Origin of the sequence: Burkholderia sp. HI2714 (assembly GCF_002223085.1) — a bacterium.
GTDB lineage: Bacteria > Pseudomonadota > Gammaproteobacteria > Burkholderiales > Burkholderiaceae > Burkholderia > Burkholderia lata_D.
The window spans coordinates 476568-495743 of record NZ_NKFM01000053.1 but is presented as its reverse complement, the minus strand read 5'-3'; the positions used below and the strand labels follow the sequence as shown (position 1 = coordinate 495743).

The window sequence follows — 19176 nt, the reverse complement described above, 5'->3', positions numbered from 1 at the left end:
GACGCGTGAGCCGGTTCAGCGATAGGTCCAGAGCCGGTGCAGCACGAACGTGACCGGCGGCACGCACAGCACGACCGCGACGATGCTCCACGCGCGGGCGAGGCCGAGCGTCTCGGTGCCGTGCGCCAGCAGCATCGTCATGCCGAGGCCGGCCATCGCGACGGCGAGAAAGCGCACGAAGTTGCCCCACGTCACCGGCGACGAAAAACTCCACAGCGTGTTGGCGAGATACGAGAACGCGGTCGAGCACGCGAACGCGACCGCGTTCGCGCTCACCGGCGTCGCATCGAACAGCGCGAACATCGCCGCCGCGATCAGCGCATGCAGCGCGGTCGAACCGACGCCCGACACCCCGAAGCGAATCAGCCTGGCGCGTTCGGCGGTATAGAGGGTGCGGATCATCGGTGCGGTCGTTCGGGTGATGTGGCGGCGTGTGGGGTGGTGTCGAGGGGGGCGGCACTCGCCGGCGAAGGGCGCCGACGCAAACATGACGCGCACCGGTTTCGCAGTATAGCGATGCCGCCGGCCGATGGATGCGCGGACAACCTGCGGCTTCCGCGCCGCCTGCGCCATGTAAAGCGCATGAAACATTTTCGCGTCGGCGGCCACGCAAATTTGCTCGGCCAATCGGGGTGAACGGCCGGCTACCCATCGGTAAAAATGTCGCGCTGTATTGTTCAGCCTTATCCGGCAAGGCAGGGCCGCGACGCGGCCGGCGCATGCCGCGCGCCGCGTGTTTCAGTTTCGTAACTTCCCGTCTTCCGCACCCGTTCCGGCCACCACACTGCCCGGCCAACCCCTTGTCCGGAAGGGCTCGCGCGACGCTGGCCCGCTCCTTGCGAGAGTGGACGTGCGAAAGTCGACGATGCACGGTCCGCCCGGTTCGGCAGCGAACCCTGTCAGTACCGGCCAGGACACAGTCCGCGGGGATGCGGCGGCGGCGCGCGGCACGACAGCTGCGTTCCGGCGAGCACGGAGTGTCGTCGCCTGATCGTCGGAGCACCGGTCTCGTCCGGTTGCCGGAACAACCATCAGATTGATACGGGGAAGAAAAATGATCGATCGCCACACGCCGCGGCCGGCAGGCCGCGATCGCAGTGATTCGGGGCATCGCCGGTCGAACGTCGTTCTTGCAGCCGGCCGGCATGCATCGACAGGCCATCTCTGCGCGCCCGGTGCGAGGCGGATCCGGCTGATTGCCGGTCATCCGCGCCGGGTCGGCACTTTCCTGCACGCGAACCCGATTCGCAAGGGCATGTGCACACGGGCGCCGGTACCGCGACGCCCGGTCTTCGCCTACTGACTGAAGCCGCACGATATCCGTTCGCGCGAGGCATCGTCCCCGTGAAGGATCAATCTGCAATCCGAATGAAATGCGAAGTGTCGTGCCATGTGCGCGACGGATGAAGCATTCGATGCGACGGCAAACGGCGTGACGCCGGTGCCGTCCGGTGGTGAGGGGAGGGGCGGTCGGACGCGCGCGACGGGTGTGGCGCCCGTACGCGCGCGACGCCGTTTCAGCCGCCGTAGATGTCGAAGTCGAAGTACTTGGACGCGAGCCGCTTGTAGGTGCCGTCCTTGACCATATCGAGGATGGCGCCGTCGATCTTCGCCTTCAGGTCGGTGTCCTCCTTGCGCAGCCCGATGCCGGCGCCGATACCGAGCACCTTCTCGTCGACGAGTTCCGGGCCGACGAACGTGTAGTTCGCGCCGCGCGGCGATTTCAGGAACCCGATGGCCGCCTGCACTTCATCCTGCAGTGCCGCGTCGAGGCGGCCCGAGGTCAGGTCCGCGTACACGCCGTCCTGGTTCTGGTACGACACGACGTTCGCGCCTTGCTTGCCCCAGTACGCCTTCGCATACGTTTCCTGCGTCGTGCCCTGTTCGACGCCGATCGATTTGCCCTTCAGCGATTCGGCCGTCGGCAGCAGCGGCGAGCCCTTCTTCACGACGAGCCGCGTCGGCTGGTTGTAGATCTTCGTCGTGAAGCCGATCTGCTGCGCGCGTTGCGGCGTGATCGACATCGACGACAGCACCGCGTCGAACTTCTTCGCCTTCAGCGCCGGAATCATCCCGTCGAAATCGTTCTCGAGCCACACGCACTTCGCCTTCAGGCGCGCGCAGATCTCGTTGCCGAGGTCGATGTCGAAGCCGACGAGCTTGCCGTCGGGCGCCTTCGACTCGAACGGCGCGTAGCTGGCATCGGTGCCGAAGCGGATCGTGGTCCAGTCCTTCGCGACGGCGGGGCCTGCGGATACCGCCAGCAGGGCGATCGAAACAGCGGCAATCAGTCTCTTCATGGTGCGTTCCTTGGCGGGGTGCTTCCGGGTTCTGTGCGACACGGTTTCACGGATACGAACCGCGTCTGCGCGCGGTGTCCGCACGGCCATTAACGCAGAAAATAAAATCAGAGTCCAGAATGGACAAAAAATATCGTTTTTGTCGGGTGGGCGAATCGGTCGGCGGGTCTCGACCCTTGCAAAAATACGAAAATGGACTAATCTTGTTAGTAAATTCGTTTCGAGACTAACGATCATGTCACAGCCCGCCTATGAATCGCACTCCGCCCCGCCGCAGGCCTCGGTCGCGCAAATGTCGGCGGCCGGCCTGCGTGCGTTTTTCAACATCGCACGCGACTGGGAACTGACGATCGACGAGCAGATCGTGCTGCTCGGGTCGCCCGGCCGTTCGACGTTCTTCAAGTGGAAGGCCACGCCGGAATCGGCGCGGCTGCCGCGCGATACGCTCGAACGGCTATCGCTGTTGCTCGGCATCTACAAGGCGCTGCAGATCCTGCTGCCGCAGCCAGCCGCGGCCGATGCGTGGGTCAAGCGGCCCAACGACGCGGCGCCGTTCGGCGGCAAGCGCGCACTCGACCGGATGCTCGCCGGCAACGTCGGCGATCTGGTCGCCGTCCGGCAATATCTCGACGCGATGCGAGGTGGCTGGGCGTGACAATGCCGATCCAAGCACAACAATGGCCCACGACCGCGGTCGAGTGGGCGCCAGCCTATCGCGTGATCCCCACCCGTTTCCCGGCGATCAACCTGTTCGACCGCGTGGCCTCGGCGGACGATTTCGACGCGCTTTACGCACTCGAATCGCTGACCAACGACCGCATCCGCAACGAAGTCGGCGCACTCGATCTCGTGCCGCCCGCCGAGCGCCGCTACGGGCAGGGCTGGGGGCCGATCATGGCCGCATTCACGCACCTGAATCCGCAGGGCAGCCGCTTTTCCGACGGCAGCTATGGCGTGTTCTACTGCGCGCGTTCGCGCGATACGGCGATCGCCGAAACGCGTTATCACAGCGCGTTGTTCCTGGAAGCGACGAAGGAGCCGCCGATGCGCCAGCAGATGCGGCTCTATACGGTGATCGCGCAGGGCGAAGTGGCCGACCTGCGCGTGTGGCCGAAACGCGATCCGGCGCTGCTGCACCCGCTCGATTACAGCGCCGGGCAGGCGCTCGGTCGCGCGGTGCGCAATGCGGGTGGCGCGGGCATCGTGTATCCGTCGGTGCGCGACCCGCGCGGCGAGTGCCTGGCGGCGTTCCGCACCGCGCTGCTGCGCGACTGCCATCACGCGGCCTACCTCGAATACAACTGGAATGGCTCGGCCGTCGATGCGGTGTTCGAACTGAACCAGGTCGGCTAGCGCCCGCTTGCGGGCGTCAGGGCATGTCAGCGCCTCAGGGCAGCGGCCAGTCGCCTGCGTGGCGCTCGCGCGCTTCGGCCTGCGTCATCGACCAGGTGCGCCCGGTGCGCGGCTCGGCGAGCGTGAGCCGCCCGGCCGGCGCGAATGCCCCCGTGTCGATGAACCACTGCGCGCCGATCCGCTGCGGCGCGCGCACCGGTGTGTGCCCGGTGCAGGTCAGCGACAGCCCGGCCTGCCGCGCGGGATCGGCGAGCCCCTGGACGAGATCGCGGCCCCAGATCAGCCGCTCGCGCACGTCGTGCGCATAGCTGCCCGTGTCGAGATCGGCGTCCGAGCCGAAGAATTCCGCATGCAGCACGTTGAAGCGCCCGGGGCCGTCGCCGATCACGCGCACCAGCGGCAGCGCGTCGACGCGTGCCGCATGCGCGTGCAGCCGTTCCGGCGGCAGGTCGGCACCCCAGTCGCCGCCGATCCCGCGCCACGCGTCGGGCGACAGCTTGCCACGCGCCACGAGGCTCAGTACTTCCTCGTGATTGCCGCGCACGACGTGGCACCACGGGCGGTCGAGCAGGTCGAGCGTGGCTTCGGAGGCCGGGCCGCGGTCGACGAGGTCGCCGACCGAGAACAGGCGGTCGCGGGCCGGATCGAAGCGAATGTCGTGCAGCAGCGCGCGCAGCACATCCACGCAGCCGTGCAGGTCGCCGACGACGAAGTCGCGGCCGACCGCGTTCGCCGGGTGGCGGCAGAGGGGGGCGGTGGCAGTCATCCCAATATCTTAGGCGCTCGCGCCCCCATCGCCACGTCACGATGGAATGACGATAATCGGGGCAATACCCGCCGGTACGGCGCGGCGGTCTGTCCCGCGCGCCGGCCCAACCCTTTCCATTTGCTTTCGGAATCACATGATGACGCTTTATCCGCAGGTGTTACGCAACCGGCCGCGCATGGTCGCGGCGTTCGTCGCCGGCTTGCTGTGCGCGGTGCTGCTGCCGTTTTCGCTGCGTCCGACCGTGCGTGCGCTGATCGGCTGGGATTGCGCGATCTGGCTGTATCTCGTGCTGATGTGGGTGCGCATGATCACCGCGCATCATCATCAGGTGCGCGAAATCGCGATTCGCGAGGATGAAAACGCGACGACGGTGCTGACCGTCGTGTGCCTCGCGACCGTCGCGAGCGTCGCCGCGATCGCGATCGAGCTCGCGACCGCCAAGAGCGTCGGCTTCAGCGCGGGGCTCAGCCACTACGCGATCACGGGCGCGACGCTGTTCGGCGCGTGGTTCCTGATCCCGACGATCTTCACGCTGCACTATGCGCGGCTCTATTACGGCTCGCCGACCAAGGATCGAGCGCTGCGCTTCCCGGACCAGAACCCCGAGCCAGATTACTGGGATTTCCTGTATTTCGCGTTCACGATCGCGGTCGCGTCGCAGACGGCCGACGTGTCGCTGGCGAACCGCTCCGCGCGACGCTCGGTGCTCGCGCAGTCGATCCTGTCGTTCTACTTCAACATGGCCGTGCTCGGGCTGTCGATCAACGTCGCGGCGGGCCTGCTGAGCTGACGCAGGCCACGGTCGTTCGCAGCGTTACTTGAGCAGGTCGTACGGGCCGCCGCGCTCCAGCGCCCGCTGGTACGCGGGCCGTGCGTGGATCGCATCGAGAAAGCGCGCGATCGCGGGATAGCGGCTGCCGCCCCCGCGCGCGGTCGCGGCTTCGAGCGGAAAGCTCATCTGGATGTCGGCTGCGCTGAAACCGTCGCCGACGAACCAGCCGGTGCGGCTCAACGTGTCGTCGACATGGCCGAGATGCAGGGCGATCTGCGGATCGACGAAGCTCGACTGCAGCGTGTCGGCGATCTTGCGTGCGATCGGCCGGGCGAAGAACGGCATCGGCGCGTGTGCGATCCGCAGCGCGACGAGCTTGAGCAGCAGCGGCGGCATCGCCGACCCTTCCGCGTAGTGCAGCCAGTACGTGTAGTGGTGCCGCTCCGGCGTGCCGGGCGGCGGCGCCAGGCGTCCGTTGCCGTAGCGTTCGACCAGGTATTCGATGATCGCGCCCGATTCGGCGTACGTGCGGCCGTCGTCGGCGACCACCGGCGACTTGCCGAGCGGATGGATCGCGCGCAACTCGGGCGGCGCGAGCATCGTCTTCGGATCACGCGCGTAGCGCACGATCTCGTACGGCACATCCAGTTCTTCGAGCAGCCAGAGCACGCGCTGCGAGCGCGAGTTGTTCAGGTGATGGACGGTGAGCATGTCGACGCCGGAAGTGGGGGCGGGAACGACATCATACCCAGCGCGTAGGGCGCGTAGGGCGCGTACGCGAAACGCGTTGCGCGCCGTGACGAGCCGCGTCTGGCTGACCGCGTCTAGCCGTCCGCGTCTGGCCGTCCGCGCCGCTCCCTCACGCGCGCCGCACCGCGATCCACGCACCCCAGAACAGGCTCGCGAAAAAGCGCAGCGGCGCATCGAAGCCCGCGTCGCGCAGCAGGCCGAACACGGCTTCCTCGGACGCGGGCGGATCGGCGCCCTGCAGGATCTTCGCGAGTTGCGCGCGCACCGCGTCGGGCGTCGCGCCTTTCATGCGCCAGCGCTGCTGCCATGCATCGAGCAGGCGAGGATGGTCCGCATAGCGGCGATGGTTGCCAGCGAGCACGAGCGGCGCGCCGGGTTTCAGGCGCCGCGCGATCGCATGCAGCAGCGCCGCCTTCGCTTCGTCGCCGGGGACGTGGTGCAGTACGCCGATCAACGTCGCGCCGTCGAACGCGGGCGTGTCGGGCAACGCATCGACACCGTCTCCGACGAATGCCGTGCGTGCGCCGAAACCCGCGGCCTCGACGTTCGAGCGCGCGAGCGCGAGCATCGGTTCGGACGGGTCGACGGCCGTGAACTGCCAGCCCGGCTCGAGCGCGGCCGCCACGCAGATTTCCTGCCCGGTGCCGCCCGCGCCCGCGACGAGGATCCGCGCCTCGGGCGCCGCGATCGCCGACGCGAGCATGCACGCGGTGAGTTCGTGGCAGGCATCGTAGCCGGCGAGCGCGATGCGGGATTGCTCGGCGTATTCGTGGGCGCGTGCCGGATCGAATTTGGCGGCGCTGGCGGGAAGCGACATGGCGGGTTCCTCGGGTCGGGCGCGGACGACGTGTCCGCGAGCATGGCGCAGAGCGTAAGCGTGCGCGGCCGCTGCAACAAGGCGAGCAGTCATTCCGGTATGTCGGCTACCCGACTCGCCGGCGCCTGCCGGAATACGGGTTTTCCAGGGGTCGATTCGTATTTAATAATGTCCGGGAACGACGCATCGCGGTAGCGAATCCGGCGCATACTCGTTTCTCTCCCCCCGCCTGGCCGTCGCATGCCGGGCCCCGATGCGCCGCGCCCCGCTGGCGCGGCCATGCCGCTCGGTACGCACGAGGAGCGCATGATGTCCGATTGTCCGCACGATCCGTATGCGCAGCACCACATTCACTGCTTGCCGTTCGGCGCCCAGCCCTGTGGCGCACTCTGCGCGACGCCGCGCACGCATTTTCGCGTGTGGGCGCCGGGCAGCACGCAGGTCCAGCTCGAACTCGATACCGGCTTTGGCCCGTCGCTCGTGCCGATGGCCGCCGCCGGCACGAACTGGTTCGAAGTCTTTGCCGATTGCGGCGCGGGTGCGCGTTACCGCTATCGCCTCGACGATGCGGTATCGATTCCCGATCCTGCGTCGCGTTCGCAACCCGAAGGGCTCAACGGTCCGAGCGAGGTCATCGATCCGCGCGCGTTCACGTGGCGCAACACGTTCTGGCGCGGGCGCGCGTGGGAAGACATCGCGCTCTATGCGATCCGCCCGCACGCGGTAGGCGGCTTCGACGCCGTGCGCCGGCGCCTGCCGCAACTCGCGCGCCTCGGCGTGACCGCGCTGGAGCTGCTCGCATCGCCGCACGACAGCCTGCCGTTCGCACCGCTCGCGGCCGAAGGCGGCCCCGACGCGCTGAAGGCGCTGATCGATGCCGCCCATGGCTATGGTCTCGCGGTGTTGCTGGAACTCGACTACGCGCGCTTCGGCAGCGGCACCGAGGCGCTGCGCCACTACGCGGCACCGTTCTTCCATACGCGCGACGATCCGCTGCAGGCGTCGCCGCTCGCGCTCGATCATCCGGAAGTCTGCGATTTCTTCTGCGACAACGCGTTGTACTGGATCGACGAATACCGTTGCGACGGGCTGCGCCTGCGCGAAGCCGACCGGATCGGCGTGTCGTGGCTGCGCGAGATCGCGGATCGCGTGCGCGCGGCCGTGCCAGCGGACCGGCTGATCCATCTCGTCCTCGGCAGCGAGCGGCATCCGGCGCATCTTGCCGATACCCATTTCGATGCGCAGTGGAACGGGTGCGGCGAACGCGCGCTGCACCGGCTGACGGGGCGCGATACGTCGGCCCACGAAGGCATTTCCACGCACCAGTCGATCCACACGCTCGCCCGCGCGCTGACCGCGGCCGGGGCCGCATTCCAGCCGGCCGGGTCGGGAGGCGGCATGGCTGCCGACAGCGGGCTGTCGTTGACGTCGCTGGTGCTGTCCGATGGCGCGTGGCGCGACAGCAGGCAGGGTGACCACGGGCAGGAGGCCGGTCTGGCCGCGCTTGCGCTGTCGCTGCTCACGCCGCAGATCCCGTTGATCTTCGACGAAACCGCGCGCGATATCGATCGCGCGCATTTCGTGCAGTCGGCGCTCGCGGTGCGCGCGAAGCTGATCTCGCCGCGATTGTCCGATTGCCGGCCGCAGGAGGCGCGTGCGCTGAAGTCGGACGGCGACGGCGATGCCGACGCGCTGCTCGCATCATGGTGGCTCGCCGACGACGAGACGCTGACGATCGCGTTGAACCTGTCGCCCGACGCGGTGCCGTTCGATGCGCCGAGAGGGCGAGTGGTGTTCGAGACGCCGGCGCGTGCGCGCGACCGGGTCGATGAAGGGGTGTTGCCGCCGTATGCGCTCGTCGCGTGGCTGACGGGTGACGTCAACCGGTATGCGCTCACGCACGATGCGCGTCGCATCGATGACGGCGCCTGGCGCGGCATGCGTCCGAACCTGAACGCATGATGACCGAGTAGGTATGCGTTCGAAAGGCCGGGCGCATCTGCGCCCGGCTGCGCCGCAGGCAATCTCCGAACTACCAGAACCCGCGAATGCCCGCGATGCCGTAGGCGCCGTGGCGGCGTGCATCGTCGAGGTGGGTACGTGTCATGCCGCCGAGCGCGAAGACGGGCATGGCGGCCTCGGCCGCCAGCGCGCCGAACCGGGCCCAGCCGAGCGTCGGCGCACCGGGATGGCTGAGTGTCGGCAACACCGGCGACAGCGTGACGAAATCCGCGCCGGCGCGCGCGGCTAGCAGCAGGTCGTCGCGCGTGTGACAGGCGGCGGACACCCAGCGTCCGGCCGGCAACGGCCGCTGCGTGGCGGCGCGCAAGGCAGTGCCGTCGAGATGCCAGCCGGCGCCGTCGAGCCGCATCACGCCGGCCGCATCGATCGGCCCGTTCAGCATCAGGCGCGCGCCGGCCGCGTCGCAGCGTGCGAGCGCTTCGGCGGCAAGTCGCGCGAACGCGGTTGCGTCGAGCGATTTCACACGGAGTTGCACGAGCATCTCGCCGCGCGCGAGCACGGCCGACAGCCGGTCGAGGAACGCCGCGCAATCGGCCGCCGACGCGGACGCCGGCTCCGGCGTGATCACGCAGCAGCGCGGCAGCGTGGCGTTCATCGCGTGCGGCGAAGCGCGGCCGTCATTCGTCGGCCTCTTTCGAGATCTTCGGGTAGACGCGCACGAGCACGATGCGCGGCCCGTTCATCTTCTTCACGACGACGTCGAAGCGGTCGAACGACACGCGCTGCCCTTCGGTCGGCAGGTCGCTGAGCGCCTGGATCACGAGGCCGCCGACCGATTCCGCACGGCCTTCGTCGATGTCGATGCCGAGCGCCTGTTCGAGCGACACGACGGGCAGGCTGCCCTTGCCCATCAGCGTGCCGTCGTCGAGGCGGCTCCAGTCGGCGTCGCCCTGGCGGAACTCGTCGTGGATCTGGCCGACCAGCGCGCCGAGCAGGTTGTCGAGCGTCAGGAAGCCGATCGGCTTCTCGCCCTTGTTGCCGACCAGCGCGAAGTGCGGCGCGCCCTTGCGGAAGCGGCGGAACAGGTCGAGCGCCGGCGTGTCGGGCCTCACGTACTGCACCGGGCGGACGTAGTCCGACAGGTCTTCCAGCGCCGCGCCCGCGTGACGCGCGAGCAGCAGGTCCTTCAGGTGGATCAGCCCGCTCACCTGTTCGCGCGACGCATCCTCGAACAGCGGATAGCGGCTGAAGCGGTGCCGCGCGACGATCTCCATGTTGTCGGGCAGCGGCAGGTCGCGGCGCAGGCCGATCATTTCGTGGGCCGGCCGCATCAGGTCCGACACGGTCATCGACGAAAAATCGAGCGAATGCGCGAGCGTGTTCCACTCGTCGTTGCTGTACGTGCCGCGCGCCGGCTGGGCCGGATTGCCGGCCGTGCTGCGGCGGCTGCGCAGGATCAGCTTCAGCTCGTCGGTCGAGTAGTGGGCGTCGCCGCCGTGGTCGGCGGAGAGCCCCGCGAGCCGCAGCACTGCGTTGGCGCTGTTGTTGAGCACCCAGATCGCCGGATACATCGCCCAGTAGAACGCATAGAGCGGCAGCGCGACCCACAGGCCGACCTTCTCCGACTGGCGGATCGCCATCGATTTCGGCGCCAGCTCGCCGACGACAATGTGCAGGAACGAAATCAGCGAGAACGCGAACACCAGCGAGATCAGGTGCACGACGCGTTCCGACTCCACGCCGATCAGGTCGAGCAGCGGGCCGAGCAGTTGCGCGAAGGCCGGTTCGCCGACCCAGCCGAGGCCGAGCGACGCAAGCGTGATGCCGAGCTGGCACGCGGAAAGATACGCGTCGAGTCGGCCGTGCACGATGCCGAGGATGCGGCCGCGCAGGCCGTGCTTGCGGGCGAGTGTCTTGACGCGCGTGGCGCGCAGTTTGACGAGGCCGAATTCGGCCGCAACGAAGAACCCGTTCAGGGCCACCAGGAACAACGCGCCGATGAGCGCGAAGATCTGTAACAAAGAAACACTCCGGTTATGACAGGCCCATCAGTATAGAGCCAGAAAGGAATATGTAATGTGCAGGGCGGCCGATTGCTTACACCGGCACCTCACCGGGAACGGAGAGCGTGATCGTGGCCGTGGCGCCATCGGCGAACGCGTCGTGCGAGAACGTGCCGCCGTGTGCGAGCGCGACGCGCTGGCAAAGCGCGAGCGTCCAGGCGACGCGCTTGGCGTCGCGCTCGCGCAGCATCTCGCGTCGTGCGAACGATTCGAATGCATGCGGTTGCGCGGGATCGGCGAGCGCGTCCGCGTTGACGGTACACGTGGCGCGCGCGGTGAACTGCATGCCGTCGCGAGCGCACGAAAACGTCACGCGGCTGCCGGCGGCGCTGGCTTCGACCGCGGCCGTCAGCATCGTCCAGAGCGCCTGCGCGATGCGTTCGCGGTCGATGGTCAACGACGGGTCGCCGTCCGGCGGCGTCGCGTCGAGCGTGACCTGCCGTGCGTCGGCGAGCGCGAAACGCGCGAGCGCGATCGTTTCGTCGAACAGCGCGCGCAGCGCGAACGGCCGCGGCTTGAGGGCGAGCGTGCGCGTTTCGGCGCGCGGCGCGTCGAGCACGTCGTCGATCAGCGCGACCTGCTGGTCGATGCCCGTGCGGATGCCCGCGAGCGCGCGCTGCAGGTTCGGATCGGCGTTGGCGAGCTGGCGTTCGAGCACGTACGCCCAGCTATGCATGGCGTTCAGCGGGCTGCGCAGGTCGTGCGACGCGGTGGAGAGCGCCTGGTCGCGCAGGAACAGCGCCGCCTGGGTGGCGTAATGCGCTGCGCGTTCGCGCAGCACGTCGGCGGCGGGATCGACGGGAGTGGACGTCACGGAGCTGGCCTGTCGGAAGCGGTTGGCGTGAAAGTCACGCGAACCGCCATTATAGGGACGGTGCTTGTCACGCCGGGAGCGCGTCTTCGTCCTTTTTCCGGGCGTCGCCGTTCGGCAGCAGCTGGCACGCGAGCAGGCCGGCCAGCATCAGCGCGCAGCCGACGAGCGCGCGCAGCGTCAGCGTTTCGCCGAGCGCGGCCCAGCCGGCGATCGCCGCGAACACGCCTTCCATGCTGAAGATCACGGCCGCGTGCGCGGGCGCCGCGTCGCGTTGCGCGACGACCTGCATCGTATAGCCGACCCCGACCGACAGCAGGCCGCCGTACAGCAGCGTCGGCAGCGCGTTGCGCAGCATCGCGCCGCTGACCGGCTCGATGACGAGGCCGACCGCGAGGCATGCCACGCCGCACACGACGAACTGCATGAACGCGAGCACGAGCGGATTGTGGCGCTTCGCGAAATGGCCGACGGCCATCACGTGCGCGGCGATGATCACGGCGCCGGCGAGCTGGAACCAGTCGCCGTACAGCACCGAGAATTGCTCGTTGATGCTGAGGAAATACAGGCCAATTGCCGCGAGCAGCGCGCCGAACCACGTGCCCGGGCCGATCCGGTGACGGGCGAACACGCCCATCAGCGGCACGATCACGACGTACAGCGAGCTGATGAAGCCCGCGTTGGCGATGCGCGTGTACTGCAGGCCGATCTGCTGCAGCGAAATCGATACCGCCAGCAGCCCGCCGAGCGCGAGGCCCGGCAGCAGCAGCGTCGGCTCACGGCGGATCGCCGCGAGTTGCGTGCGCGACGCCGTATTCAGCATCAGCAGCGGCACCAACACCAGCGCGCCGAGCAGGAAACGGAGCCCCGTGAACAGGAACGGCCCGATCACGTCGAGGCTCAGTCGCTGGGCGACGAAAGCCGAACCCCAGATCGCGGCGGCGGCGAGCATCAGCAGGTTGGCACGGAGGTGCTTGCGGGCGTCGGGCTTCATCGGAATTCTTCTGGAGATTGCGGGCGGCGAAACCCGTAAGTTTACGCCGAGATTGCAAGGCTGTCGGCAAACCTGCGCAACGCGGCGCCGGCACGTGCGTCGCGTACGCGCGAATACAGCACGACCTGCGACAGCGGCAGCGGCGGCAGCCCGAATTTCGCGCCGACGTCGACCAGCGTGCGCGGCGCGACCCGCCGCGCCAGCGGACAGACGGCGAGCCCCGCGGCGGCGGCGGCCGTGACCGCCGCCACGCCGCCGCCCGTAAAGCGCTCGCGCCACGGCCGCCCCGCGTGGTCGAGCGCGCGCAGCGCGGCGGCCCGCACACCGCACGGGCCGGCCAGCACCGCGAGCGGCAGCGGCTCGCCCGCGCGCGGCACCCAGTCCGGCGCGGCGAGCCAGGCCAGCGGTTCGGAAAACAGCAGCGTGCCGTCTTCGCGCGGCGGGTCTTCGCCCGGCTCGTGCCGCACGATTACCGCATCGAACCGGCGTTCGTCGTATTGCGCGAGCAGGTTCGTCGAGGTGCCGAGGTGCATTTCGAGCGACAACCCCGGATCCTGCCGATGCAGGCTCGTGAGCACGGCCGGCAGGTCGGGCACGGCGACGTGCTCGCTGACGCCGAGCGACAGCCGGTGCGTGCCGGCCGAGATCGCGCCCAGCGCATGATCGTGCGCATCGAGCAGCGCGCGGGCGGCCTGCAGGAAATTCTCGCCGTCGGCGGCCAGTTTGACGACGCGCGGCGTGCGCGCGAGCAGCGGCTTGCCGAGATGGGCCTCCAGCCGCTTCAGCTTCAGGCTGACGGCCGATTGCGTGGTACCGAGCGCATCGGCGGCGCGCGTGAAGCTGGCGAGATCGGCGACCAGCACGAACGCGCGAACGGCATCGAGATCAAGGACTTTCATTTTCGATGTAAATGGATGAAATATTCATCGATGACTTTTCATTATAGTTCGGCGCGCCTAACCTGACGCTGTGTTTCCGTTCTTCAACGTCAACTTCACCGACAGGAGCAGGACCATGCCATTCACCCGTATCGCAGTCCGCGAAGGCAAGCCGGCCGCCTACCGTGCGGCGCTCGTCGATGGCGTGCATCGCGCGCTGATGCACACGTTCAACGTGCCCGAGGACGACATCTTCATGGTCGTCACCGAGCATGCGGCCGAGAACTTCGTGTTCGGTCGTCACTACCTCGATATCGAACGCAGCGACGATCTCGTGATGATCCAGATCACCGCGAACAACACGCGTACGCTCGAGCAGAAGCGGGCGCTGTACCGGGCGATCGCGGACAATCTCGCGCAGCAGCCGGGCGTGCGGCAGCAGGACGTATTCATCAGTCTTGTCGAGGTGTTGAAGGAGGACTGGTCGTTCGGCAACGGCCTCGCGCAATACGCCGTTTGACCTGCGACAGCGCGACAGGGCCAGATCGTCGCCTGCGAGTTTTGACGACGTGTACTATGGAAGCAGCTTCACGGATGACGCCGGCGCGGACGATGCGCCGGCGATTCTTCATGTGCAGGAGCCTCCATGTCGCGTGTGCTGGAAATCGTGTTGTCGCTGTCGCTGGAAGGGTGGCCGGTCAAGGCCGCGAGTCGCGCCCGGGGGGCGCAGCGTGATTTCGGCGCCGAACTCGTGCGCGCGTGGCGGATCTGCCCGCAGGTCCGGATGCGCCGCGGCCATGAGCGCGTGACGATCGAGCCTTGCCAGATCGAGGAGGCCGAGTTGAGCCCCGGCGCGAGCTGGTGGACCTGGGTCGAGTCGAATGCACATGGAAGACGTGTGGTCGCGTCGCGCACGAAGGCGTTTGCGCCCGGCGTCACGGCGCGCGAACTGTTCGACGCGGAGCATGCGGGCATCGCCGTCGCGATGCCGCTGCCCGTGCCCGAGGCGGCTGCCGCGGCCGACGCCGATGCACCGGCAGATGAAGTGGATGGCGTCGCACCCGACGCCGCAGTGCCCCCGGCCCCGAGCGTGCAGCCGGGATCGTCGGCGCTGCGCCTCGTCAGCGAACGGCGGCGCGGGCGCTGGGCCGACGACAGCGGCGTCGTGGTCGAGATGACGCTCGACGACGTCACGCTGGATCGCGGCAGCGAGCCGCAGCGCCGCGTCGTCGAGCTGCGCCTTGCGGCGCCTGACTGGGAGACGCTGCCCGCGCGTACCGCCGCGCTGCATGCGCTGTTTGCCGCGGCGCGCGAATTGAGCGGCGCGTGGCCCGCATTCGTGCAACTGACGAGCGTGATCGATCGCGCCTGCGCGGCCGAGCCGGCCGCCGACGCGCCCATCAAGGCCAAGCCCGTCGACCTGACCGGCGTGCGCACGCAGCGCGCCGCGCTGTTCGCGCTGTCCGGCGACATCACCGCGCAATGGCTCGGCAACGAGGGCGGGGTGCTCGAGCATGACGATCCCGAATTCGTGCACCAGATGCGTGTCGCGCTGCGCCGCCTGCGCACGCTGATGCGCTTCTTCCCGCGCTTTGCCGACCGCCAGTGGCGCGACACGCTCGGTGTCGACCTGCGCTGGCTTGCCTCGCTGCTCGGCACGGTGCGCGACTGGGACGTGTTCGCGACCGAAAGCCTGCCCGCGCTGATCGCGGCCGACGGCGGCGACGGCGAGTGGAACGGCACGCTCGACGCCGCGCGCGCGCAGTGCGCGGCCGCGCGGGTCGAGTTGCGCCAGGCGCTGCATTCGGCTCGCTATGCGCGGCTGGCGCTCGGCTGGCTCGAGTGGCTGAGCTCGCTTGCGCTGCCGACGGCCGAAGACGGCGACGCGCCGTCGCTGCGGCGCCATGCGACGAAGCGCGTGCGGCGGCTGTTCGGTCATCTGTACGCGTCGCCGTCGCTGACGTCGCTCGACACGGCCGCGCGCCATCAGGTGCGGATCGATGCGAAGCGGCTGCGTTATGCGCTCGAATTCTTCGCATCGCTGGCGTCGCGCCGCACGCGCACCGAGACGGTCAAGACGCTCACGCGCGTGCAGAGCGTGCTCGGCGAAGCGAACGACACGATGGTCGCGCTGCAGCATCTCGAAAAATTGGCTGCGCCGCCGTACCAGCTCGGGTTCGTGCGTGGCTACGGCGCGGCGCTCGAGCAGCGCGCGGCGCGCGATGCCGAGACGCTGCTGGCCAGCCTGCGGCCGCCGAAGCTCGACGGCAAGCCGGGTTGACCGGCACGCGCTGACTATAATGGCCGCCCGATTTTCGCACGCATCCCGATGACCGACGCACCGCATTCTTCCCCGTCCGCCGAACCGCTCGAACTGGGCGGCGAGCTGTGGCTGCGCGCCGGCGAGCAGACGCTCGGCGGCGCCACGCGCATTGCATTGCTCGCGGCGATCGGCGACACCGGTTCGATCACGCGCGCGGCGAAGGCCGTCGGCCTCAGCTACAAGGCCGCGTGGGATGCGGTCGACACGATGAACAATCTTGCCGGCGAACCGCTCGTCGCACGCTCGACGGGCGGCAAGGGCGGCGGCGGTACGACGCTGACGCCGCGCGCCACTTCGCTGATCGCCGCGTTCCGCACGATCGAGCGCGAGCATCGCCGGTTCATCGAGGCCGCGAGCGCGGCCGTAGCCGGGTTCGACGTCGACTGGGCGCTGATCGGCCGGATCGGGATGAAGACCAGCGCGCGCAACCAGTGGTTCGGCAAGGTCGCATCGATCGTGCGCGGCACCGTCAACGACGAAGTCACGCTCACGCTGCCCGGCGGACAGCCGATCGTTGCCGTGCTGACGCACGAGAGTGCCGATGCGCTCGGCCTGCAGGTCGGCACGGACGCCTGCGCGCTGGTGAAGGCGTCGTGGGTCGTGCTCGCGGTCGACGATGGCGAGCCCGAGCTGAAAGTGTCCGCGCGGAATCAATTGCGCGGCAGCGTGGAAACCGTTGCCGCGGGCGCGGTGAACAGCGAGGTGACGCTGGCGCTCGACGGCGGCGGGACACTGACGGCCGTCGTGACCAACGACAGCGTGGAGGCGTTGCAACTCGACGCAGGACGACGGGCGATCGCGCTGTTCAAGGCGTCGAGCGTGATTCTTGCGGTGACGGGCTGACGAGGCTGGCCGGGCGGCGCGCGGCGACGATCGTGTGACGGGCGGGGCGAAGCCGGCATCGCACAGCGCCTGCACGGCACCGGCTTCGTTTCCGCTTTCAGCCTATGCCGCTACGCGCGGCTTCTCTCAGGCTCCAACTGCCTGCCACGACCACGGCCTCGCGCGCTCATGTGACGCGCGTCGGCCACTCGGCGTGCGGCGGAGTCGCCTGCACGCGTCCTTCGCTCAACTGCACGACCTGGTCGCCGAACGCGGCGACATCGTCGGGATCGTGCGAGATCAGCACCATCGGGATATCGAGCCGCGCCTGCAGCTCGGCGAGCTCGTGACGCATGCGCTGGCGCATTGCGCCGTCGAGCGCCGCGAACGGTTCGTCGAGCAGCAGGATCCGCGGCTGCGCGACCAGTGCGCGCGCGAGCGCGACGCGCTGTTTCTGCCCGCCCGACAGCTGCGACGGATACTGCCCCGCGAGCGCCTCGAGATCGAACGCCTGCAGCCAGTACGCGACTTCCGGCGGCACGATCTTCGCGCGCGGGTTGCGCAGCCCCGACGTGAGCCCGAAGGCAATGTTCTGGCGCACGTTCAGATGTGGAAACAGCGCGTAATCCTGGAACAGGTACGCGACGCGCCGCTCGCGGGTCGGCACGTCGATGCGGCGCGCGGCGTCGAACAGCGCTTCGCCGTTCAGCGTGATCGTGCCTTCGTCGGGCGACAGCAGGCCGGCGATCGCCTGCAGCGTCATGCTCTTGCCCGCACCGGACGGCCCGAACAGCACGACGCGCTGCGTCGTTGCCGTGAACGACATGTCGAGCGTGAAGCGGCGCTCGGCGTTTGCGTAGGTCTTGCGGATGTCGACGACGAGGCTCATGCGTGCCTCCGTCGAAGCCGCTCGATAGCGAAAGACGATGAACGAGGCGAGCGCTTCATGTCAGCTGGTCCCGCCGGGCACGCGACGGCACGAGCCAGCCGGTCGCGAGCAGCACGAGCACGCAGGTGATCGACGTCACCAGCACGAGGAAGTTGGCCGTATTGTCGTCGCCGGCCTGGACGGCCGCGTAGATCGCGACCGACAGCGTCTGCGTGCGGCCGGGCAGGTTGCCCGCGATCATCAGCGTCGCGCCGAACTCGCCGAGCGCGCGCGCGAACGCGAGCAGCGCACCCGCGAGAATGCCGCGCGTGGCAAGCGGCAGCGTCACGCGGAAAAACACCGCGGCTTCGCCGAGCCCGAGCGTGCGCGCCGCGCGTTCGAGGTGCGGATCGACGCCTTCGAATGCAGCCCGTGCCGACTTCAGGATCAATGGAAACGCGACGACCATCGATGCGATCACCGCGCCTTGCCACGTGAAGACGAGCTCGATGCCGAGCGTGTCGAGCCACGCGCCGAACACGCCGCGCCGGCCGAGCAGCACGAGCAGGTAATACCCGAGTACCGTCGGCGGCAGCACGAGCGGCAGCGTCAGCACGGAATCGACGACGTCGCGCAGCGGCGAGCGCCAGCGCGCGAGCATGAACGCGGCCGCGACGCCGAGCACGATGTCGAGCGCGGTTGCCCAGCCGGCAACCTTCAACGACAGCAGCAGCGGTACCCAGGCGTCTTGCATCGCGCTACGCTCACTTGCCCGCGGGCTTGAAGCCGAACGTCGACAGCACGGCCTGGCCCTGCGGCGACGCGACGAAGTCGATGAACGACTGCGCCTGCGCGGCGTGGCGGCTGTCCTTGACCACGGCGATCGGATAGGTGATGGCCGCCTTCGTCGGCACCGTCAGCGCGACCTTCACGCGGCCCGGCATGATCGCGGCATCGGTGCCGAACACGAAGCCCGCATCGACTTCGCCGCGCGCGACATAGTCGAGGCTCTGGCGCACGTTGGCGGCCAGTACGCCCTTCGCGCTGACGGCATCCCACACGCCGGCCGCGCGCAGCGCGCCTTCCGTGTAGCGGCCGACCGGCACCGATGCCGGGTCGCCATACGCGATGCGCTTCACGCCGGGCGCGGTCAGGTCGTTCAGCGACGTCGGCGCGGCGGCCTTGCTGTCCGCCGGCACGATCAGCACGAGCGAGTTCGCCGCGAAATCGCGACGCGTGCCGGGCACGATCACCTTTTCGTCCGCCGCACGATCCATCGCCTTCTGGTCGGCCGACGCGAACACGTCGGCCGGCGCGCCCTTGGCGATCTGCTGCATCAGCACGTCCGACGCGCCGAAGTTGAACAGCACCTTGGTATCCGGATGCTGCTTCTCGTACGCGTCGCCGACGGCCTTGAATGCGTTCGTCAGGCTGGCGGCGGCCGACACGACCAGTTCGTCGGCAGCAGACGCGGGCGCGCTGAACGCGATACCGGCAACGGCAAGCGTGGCGATCGGCAGCAGGCGAAGCAGGGTGCGGCGAAGCGGACGGACGGTTGAGCGCATGGTGGATTCGTTTTGAATGGGTGGAAACCGTAATCGTAATATAGGGCGGGTTATAACGCTCGACATACCGCTCATGCGACGGCGAGCATGTAATGATCAGACGTGAAAAGTGGCGAACGCGGCGGCCGG

Annotated in this window: 20 protein-coding genes; 7 read left to right on the top strand and 13 right to left on the bottom strand. The window is 68.6% G+C overall.

Annotation, left to right across the window (positions count from 1 at the left end):
* Positions 1–15 precede the first annotated feature (15 nt).
* On the bottom strand, positions 16–402 hold the full coding sequence (locus CFB82_RS28990) for a GtrA family protein (protein WP_069251058.1): 387 nt from the start codon (positions 400–402) through the stop codon (positions 16–18).
* A gap of 1115 nt (positions 403–1517) precedes the next feature.
* The gene (locus tag CFB82_RS28980) at positions 1518–2300 is read right to left on the bottom strand and encodes an ABC transporter substrate-binding protein (protein WP_069251060.1); all 783 of its coding nucleotides are present in this window, start codon (positions 2298–2300) and stop codon (positions 1518–1520) included.
* Positions 2301–2535: 235 nt separating this feature from the next.
* On the opposite strand from CFB82_RS28980, the gene CFB82_RS28975 reads away from it, so the two are divergent.
* Complete coding sequence (locus CFB82_RS28975) at positions 2536–2955, top strand: MbcA/ParS/Xre antitoxin family protein (protein WP_011355846.1); 420 nt, start codon at positions 2536–2538, stop codon at positions 2953–2955.
* 2 nt (positions 2956–2957) lie between these two features.
* Positions 2958–3653 (top strand): RES family NAD+ phosphorylase, encoded by a 696-nt coding sequence (locus tag CFB82_RS28970; RefSeq protein ID WP_069251061.1) that lies wholly within the window; start codon positions 2958–2960, stop codon positions 3651–3653.
* A gap of 34 nt (positions 3654–3687) precedes the next feature.
* On the opposite strand, the gene CFB82_RS28965 is transcribed toward CFB82_RS28970, so the two are convergent.
* On the bottom strand, positions 3688–4419 hold the full coding sequence (locus CFB82_RS28965; RefSeq protein ID WP_089447328.1) for a metallophosphoesterase: 732 nt from the start codon (positions 4417–4419) through the stop codon (positions 3688–3690).
* A gap of 139 nt (positions 4420–4558) precedes the next feature.
* Here CFB82_RS28965 and CFB82_RS28960 point away from each other — a divergent pair, with 139 nt between their 5' ends.
* A complete protein-coding gene (locus tag CFB82_RS28960) occupies positions 4559–5212 on the top strand; it encodes a DUF1345 domain-containing protein (RefSeq protein ID WP_089448397.1) in 654 nt (217 codons plus the stop codon).
* A gap of 24 nt (positions 5213–5236) precedes the next feature.
* On the opposite strand, the gene CFB82_RS28955 is transcribed toward CFB82_RS28960, so the two are convergent.
* Together CFB82_RS28955 and CFB82_RS28950 are read right to left on the bottom strand one after the other, a co-directional pair.
* Positions 5237–5905, bottom strand: coding sequence for a glutathione S-transferase (locus CFB82_RS28955; protein WP_089486247.1), 669 nt, complete (start codon positions 5903–5905; stop codon positions 5237–5239).
* 148 nt (positions 5906–6053) lie between these two features.
* Complete coding sequence (locus CFB82_RS28950; protein WP_089447330.1) at positions 6054–6761, bottom strand: class I SAM-dependent methyltransferase; 708 nt, start codon at positions 6759–6761, stop codon at positions 6054–6056.
* Between the two features lie 309 nt (positions 6762–7070).
* On the opposite strand from CFB82_RS28950, the gene CFB82_RS28945 reads away from it, so the two are divergent.
* Complete coding sequence (locus CFB82_RS28945; protein WP_089486308.1) at positions 7071–8723, top strand: DUF3459 domain-containing protein; 1653 nt, start codon at positions 7071–7073, stop codon at positions 8721–8723.
* 70 nt (positions 8724–8793) lie between these two features.
* Here CFB82_RS28945 and CFB82_RS28940 read toward each other — a convergent pair whose 3' ends face one another.
* The 5 genes from CFB82_RS28940 to CFB82_RS28920 all read right to left on the bottom strand — a co-directional run bounded on the left by CFB82_RS28940 (position 8794) and on the right by CFB82_RS28920 (position 13490).
* Positions 8794–9378: a thiamine phosphate synthase gene (locus tag CFB82_RS28940; RefSeq protein WP_089486246.1), complete on the bottom strand. Its 585-nt coding sequence runs from the start codon at positions 9376–9378 to the stop codon at positions 8794–8796.
* 22 nt (positions 9379–9400) lie between these two features.
* A complete protein-coding gene (locus tag CFB82_RS28935) occupies positions 9401–10744 on the bottom strand; it encodes a hemolysin family protein (protein WP_069251067.1) in 1344 nt (447 codons plus the stop codon).
* A 76-nt stretch (positions 10745–10820) separates the two neighbouring features.
* The gene (locus CFB82_RS28930) at positions 10821–11600 is read right to left on the bottom strand and encodes a sensor histidine kinase (RefSeq protein WP_089486245.1); all 780 of its coding nucleotides are present in this window, start codon (positions 11598–11600) and stop codon (positions 10821–10823) included.
* A gap of 67 nt (positions 11601–11667) precedes the next feature.
* On the bottom strand, positions 11668–12591 hold the full coding sequence (locus CFB82_RS28925) for a DMT family transporter (protein WP_089486244.1): 924 nt from the start codon (positions 12589–12591) through the stop codon (positions 11668–11670).
* Between the two features lie 41 nt (positions 12592–12632).
* Entirely contained in the window at positions 12633–13490 is an 858-nt protein-coding gene (locus tag CFB82_RS28920; RefSeq protein WP_089486243.1) for a LysR family transcriptional regulator, read from the bottom strand.
* 115 nt (positions 13491–13605) lie between these two features.
* Between CFB82_RS28920 and CFB82_RS28915 the strand changes: the two genes are divergently transcribed.
* From CFB82_RS28915 to CFB82_RS28905, 3 genes are all read left to right on the top strand, one after another.
* Positions 13606–13989, top strand: a complete 384-nt coding sequence (locus CFB82_RS28915; RefSeq protein ID WP_011355834.1) for a tautomerase family protein — start codon at positions 13606–13608, stop codon at positions 13987–13989.
* A gap of 126 nt (positions 13990–14115) precedes the next feature.
* Positions 14116–15750: a CHAD domain-containing protein gene (locus CFB82_RS28910; RefSeq protein ID WP_089486242.1), complete on the top strand. Its 1635-nt coding sequence runs from the start codon at positions 14116–14118 to the stop codon at positions 15748–15750.
* A gap of 48 nt (positions 15751–15798) precedes the next feature.
* The gene (locus tag CFB82_RS28905; protein ID WP_089447336.1) at positions 15799–16635 is read left to right on the top strand and encodes a TOBE domain-containing protein; all 837 of its coding nucleotides are present in this window, start codon (positions 15799–15801) and stop codon (positions 16633–16635) included.
* 166 nt (positions 16636–16801) lie between these two features.
* On the opposite strand, the gene CFB82_RS28900 is transcribed toward CFB82_RS28905, so the two are convergent.
* The 3 genes from CFB82_RS28900 to modA are packed head-to-tail and all read right to left on the bottom strand — an operon-like array spanning position 16802 to position 19047.
* Complete coding sequence (locus CFB82_RS28900) at positions 16802–17503, bottom strand: sulfate/molybdate ABC transporter ATP-binding protein (RefSeq protein WP_089447337.1); 702 nt, start codon at positions 17501–17503, stop codon at positions 16802–16804.
* 55 nt (positions 17504–17558) lie between these two features.
* Positions 17559–18236, bottom strand: a complete 678-nt coding sequence (gene modB / locus CFB82_RS28895; RefSeq protein ID WP_089486241.1) for a molybdate ABC transporter permease subunit — start codon at positions 18234–18236, stop codon at positions 17559–17561.
* 10 nt (positions 18237–18246) lie between these two features.
* The gene (gene modA, locus CFB82_RS28890) at positions 18247–19047 is read right to left on the bottom strand and encodes a molybdate ABC transporter substrate-binding protein (RefSeq protein ID WP_089486240.1); all 801 of its coding nucleotides are present in this window, start codon (positions 19045–19047) and stop codon (positions 18247–18249) included.
* Positions 19048–19176 lie beyond the last annotated feature (129 nt).